The organism is Massilia genomosp. 1 (assembly GCF_011682185.1).
Lineage (GTDB): Bacteria > Pseudomonadota > Gammaproteobacteria > Burkholderiales > Burkholderiaceae_D > Telluria_A > Telluria_A rubra.
Genome location: NZ_WHJF01000203.1, coordinates 1 through 4,166 on the forward strand (window position 1 = coordinate 1; position 4,166 = coordinate 4,166).

The 4,166-nt window shown below is 62.5% G+C and carries 4 protein-coding genes and 1 pseudogene; 3 read left to right on the forward strand and 2 right to left on the reverse strand.

The features are described from left to right. Positions 1–115 precede the first annotated feature (115 nt). Both F1735_RS32670 and F1735_RS32675 read right to left on the reverse strand, forming a co-directional pair. The gene (locus F1735_RS32670) at positions 116–1,144 is read right to left on the reverse strand and encodes an RAD55 family ATPase (protein ID WP_167241063.1); all 1,029 of its coding nucleotides are present in this window, start codon (positions 1,142–1,144) and stop codon (positions 116–118) included. Then, entirely contained in the window at positions 1,141–1,566 is a 426-nt protein-coding gene (locus F1735_RS32675) for a hypothetical protein (protein ID WP_167241065.1), read from the reverse strand. Before F1735_RS32675 ends, F1735_RS32670 begins: the two co-directional genes overlap by 4 nt. Positions 1,567–1,850: 284 nt before the next feature. Here F1735_RS32675 and F1735_RS32680 point away from each other — a divergent pair, with 284 nt between their 5' ends. From F1735_RS32680 to F1735_RS37075, 3 genes and pseudogenes are all read left to right on the forward strand, one after another. Further along, complete coding sequence (locus tag F1735_RS32680; protein ID WP_167241067.1) at positions 1,851–2,351, forward strand: pyridoxamine 5'-phosphate oxidase family protein; 501 nt, start codon at positions 1,851–1,853, stop codon at positions 2,349–2,351. A 786-nt stretch (positions 2,352–3,137) separates the two neighbouring features. Continuing rightward, positions 3,138–3,791 (forward strand): CatA-like O-acetyltransferase, encoded by a 654-nt coding sequence (locus tag F1735_RS32685; protein ID WP_167241069.1) that lies wholly within the window; start codon positions 3,138–3,140, stop codon positions 3,789–3,791. A gap of 248 nt (positions 3,792–4,039) precedes the next feature. Further along, positions 4,040–4,166 (forward strand): annotated as a pseudogene (locus F1735_RS37075) (RNA-guided endonuclease InsQ/TnpB family protein); the annotation flags it as partial.

Here is a 4,166-nt window from a genome sequence, read left to right on the forward strand (position 1 = left end):
GCTCTGGGGTAGAATTCATGTCGGGCAAGGTGTGTTCGTGCTGATAGGGTAGGTTTTTAGATAACTCCCATTCTATCAATCACTTACGGCATTCTTGCCCTTTTTTGTGCAAAATTCAGGCTAGCACTTCCTCAACCGACAGGTCGAGCGAACGGCTCTGGACCAGGATCACGTCATCGTTGCGGATCAGGGCATCGAGTTCCGCGTTGCGCAAGTGCGCCGCGTCTTTCTGGAAGCAGGCGATCACGCCGCGTTCGCCCTGGCGCGCGCCCTCGGCCAGGAAAGCCGTGCCGAGGATGGTCTTGCCCGAACCGGAGGGGCCGACCACCATCGCCGCATGCCCGCGCGGCAGACCGCCACCGAGCATGGCGTCGAGTTCCGCGCAGCCCGTGGCAATCCGCACCGAGGGGCCGGACTGATGCGGAGCGAGCGCCAGCGGCGGCAGCATGCGCGGGTAGATCTTGACGCCGTGCTCGTCGATGCGGAAGGTATGCGCGCCCAGCAAGTGGGCCTGGCCGCGCATCTTGACCACGCGCATCTTGCGCACTGAAGAATTGCCGACGATATCGTTACTCAGCGCAAGCATGCCGTCGGCCACCGTCATGATCGGATTGGCCTCGATCTCGGCGGTGGCGTATTCGCCGATGAGGAAGGTGGTCGCTTGCCAGCTGGTCATGCGGGTGCCGAGTTCCTGGATGAAATACTGGAGGTCGCTCACGCCCTCGTTGCCGTTTCGCGCCATCTGCACCACCGAGTGGAAGGAATCGACGAACACCAGGCCGGGCGAAAACGCTTCGACTTCGCGCGTGATGCGTTCGAGCACGCCGCTGAAGTCGCCGGCGCGCAAGTCATCGGCCAGGTTGACGTAGCGGATGCTGTCGTCGACCTTGTCGATATCGAAAAAGCGGTACTGCTGCTGGTAGCGCAGCATTTTCAGGGGCGGCTCGCCGAGCACGGTGAAGAACAGGGCTTTTTTGTGCGGGCCGGCCAGCGCGAACATGATCTGGTGCGCCAGCGTGGTTTTGCCGCTCCCTGGCGCGCCAGCGATGACATTGAAGGAAAACTCGCTCAGGCCACCGCCCAGCAAGGTGTCGAGCCCGGGCACGCCGGTCGGCTGGAGGCCCAGCTGCACTTTCAGGTTCATGTACTCTTTCCGCAGGACCGCTGGGCCCATGCTGTATTCATCAGACGGACCGTGAGGGCCTCGCCTATCAGGCCAGACAACAGCCTGGCAAAACTCTGGAGCAGTGCCCGGTTGAAGCTGGCGGCCGCCTGCGCGTCCATGGTAGCCAGCTCGCTGGCCATGCGCTCGAGCAACTGCGCGCTCGAACGCAGGTCGCGGTTGGCCGGGTTGGCGGGCAGGTCGGGAAAAGTCAGGTGCCGGGCGCGCGCGACCATCGCGCACAGCGCGGTTTCGCCGATCAGGGGACTGAGGTGATTCGACAGCCGCTCCCAGGCGCGCAAGGCCGCCTCGCCTGCCCCGCCCTGGCCCGCGCCGTCGCCCTCCGGCGGCGCGGCAAGCACCTCGTCGATCAGTTTTTGCCGCATCGCGTCGCTGGTTTCCATCAAAGGCCAAGTAAGTAGTGGGTATGTGCACATTTACAACTGGGCGTGACGCAGTATGGACGCTTATCGGTTTTGGCGCAGGTTTAATTATCTGGCATTAAATCGGGCCCATGAATACAACAATGTAGCGCGCGGACCAGCGGTGCGCGCCGTCCGGGCGCCGTGTGCTAGGCTTGAAAGGGCACCCGGACCATCGCCTGGCGGCAAGGAGTGCGCTTGGCAAATTGGTTGCCATGGCGGCGGCGCGACGGCGATTGCCTTCACGAATGACTGAAAGGATTTCCATGACCCGACTTCCCCCTGCGCAGCAAGCGCTGGCCGGCACCATCCTGTCCGGCGCGGCCGACCTGACCCTGGCCTCGATCCGCGACGACGGCACGCCGCACGCGTCCACGGTCAGCTTTGCGGCCGACGGCCTGGTGCTGTACGTCGCCATTGCGCTCGACAGCCACAAGGCGCACGACCTGCGCACCCATCCGCGCGTGGCGTTGACGGTCAACGCGCCGTACCGCACGTGGAACGAGATCCAGGGCATGTCGATCGACGCGCTCGCCGAAATGATTCACGAACCGGTCGAAGCGCAGCGCGCGGCATCGGCCCTGCTGCGCAAGTTTCCCGCGTTCGCGCAAGTGGTGGCCGACACCAGCGCGCTGCCGTGGCCGGGCATGCTGTTCGTCCGGATCACGCCGCTGACCGTCTCCCTGCTCGACTACACCCAGGGATTTGGTCACACGGAAAACTTCGACCTGCGCGAGGACAGCGCCGGGCACCACAACCCGACCTGACCTCGGTCGCCGGCTTGCCTGTCGGGGGCTGGTCTTTGCGGGGCTGAGGTTCGGAAACAGCTTGCCGAAGATGCCGTTCAAGACCTTGTCCGCACCCATCTCTTCGGCGGCGTCGCCCCCGGTGTCCCCCGCCCCCGGTGTCAGGTCTGACATTCGGACACGGGCTCTGCTTTACCCCACCCCGGTGTCAGGTCTGACATTCGGACACGGGCTCTGCTTTACCCCACCCCGGTGTCAGGTCTGACATTCGGACACGGGCTCTGCTTTACCCCACCCGGTGTCAGGTCTGACATTCGGACACGAACTCCACTTTGCCCGATCCCAGTGCCATGCCTGACACCGGTGAGGCAGCAGTGGGACTGCCGAGGCCGTGTCCGAATGTCAGACCTGACACCGGGGGTTGGCGGACACCGGGGGTTGGCGCTGACACCGGGGGTTGGCGGACAAATCACGGCCCCCACCGCCGGCACCCGGCTGCCGGCCATGGCCGCTTTGACGATGGCGTCGAGCTGGTCGGGGGCGGCGGCTGCGCAAGCGGCGCTGGCGAGGGTCAGTGCGGCAATACCTGCAATTCGTCGAAACAGCATAAGAAACTCCGGGATCGGGCATACGGTGATGGAAACTGCCTGCAACGCAGGATGCGTAGGCAGAATACGCCGGCGCCGGAACAAGATGGGGAAGCGCGCGACAGGCGGTTGAATCGGCGGGATGGAGCGTCTTTGACCGGGCTGCGGGAAACCCTTGCCACGATTGATGACGGTAACGACCATCGGTTACACTGCGCGCATGAAAAATTTCGAACTGCGGCGCGACCGCTATGAGGCATTCCGCCAATTTGTCAATCCCCTTCTGAATATCAGCCTGACCTTGGAACTGCCCGACTTCCGGCCGTTTTGCAAGCAGCGCAAACTGCCGCCGTTTCATTTCTTCCTGTATTGCGTGCTGTCGGCGATTGAAACGATCGACAATTTCATGTACCGCATTCATGAAGATGAGGTCATCAGGATCGATGATTTCATCGGTTCGTTCACGGTGATTAATGCCGATAACAATCTCAATTTTGCGCGCTTTGCACGCAGCGCCGACCTGCGCGAATTCATCGCCCGCAGCGTGTACGCCGGCCGGGAAGCGGTCGCGAGCCGCGCGCTGATCAATACCAGCGCCGACCTGACGCCGCGCCAGGCCCGGGAAAATGTCTATATCACCTGCATGCCGTGGTTCGACATGCGGGCGATCGAGCATCCGATTTTCTGCCACCGCAATGCCGACATTCCCTCGCTGGCCTGGGGCAAATTCAGCGCGCCGGCGGGCGCGACGATGACGCTGCCGTTCTCGGTGCAGGCGCATCACGGCTTTGTCGACGGCTTCCATGTGCATTTGCTGGCGCAGGCGATCGCCATGCGGGTGGCACAAGTCATGGACGCGCACGCCAGCGCATGAGCGATCGCGGCGCCATTGGCTGAGCGTTTCCCGGACTGCAGCCCTGGCTCTCGAAAGAAAAAGAAATTCCAGAAAGCTTAAACGCAGGAAAACGAAATATTTTTGTTCTTTCGAATAACCAGGAATACGATGGGCGCAGATTGCATGACGAACCGACAAGTCCGGCTGCAATCGCCCCCCACTGAGCGGTTCCACCTTGGAGAATGCCTGATGAAGCGTACTCACATCGCCGTACTACAACTGACTTGAACAGTCGGGACGTTCTTGGCGAGCTGCGCAACGTCACAGTGAGCCAGTCGGGCGGCAAGTGGTTCGTGTCGATTCAGACGCAACGCGAGGTCCATGGCGAACGCCATTCAGGCACCGGGAAAATCC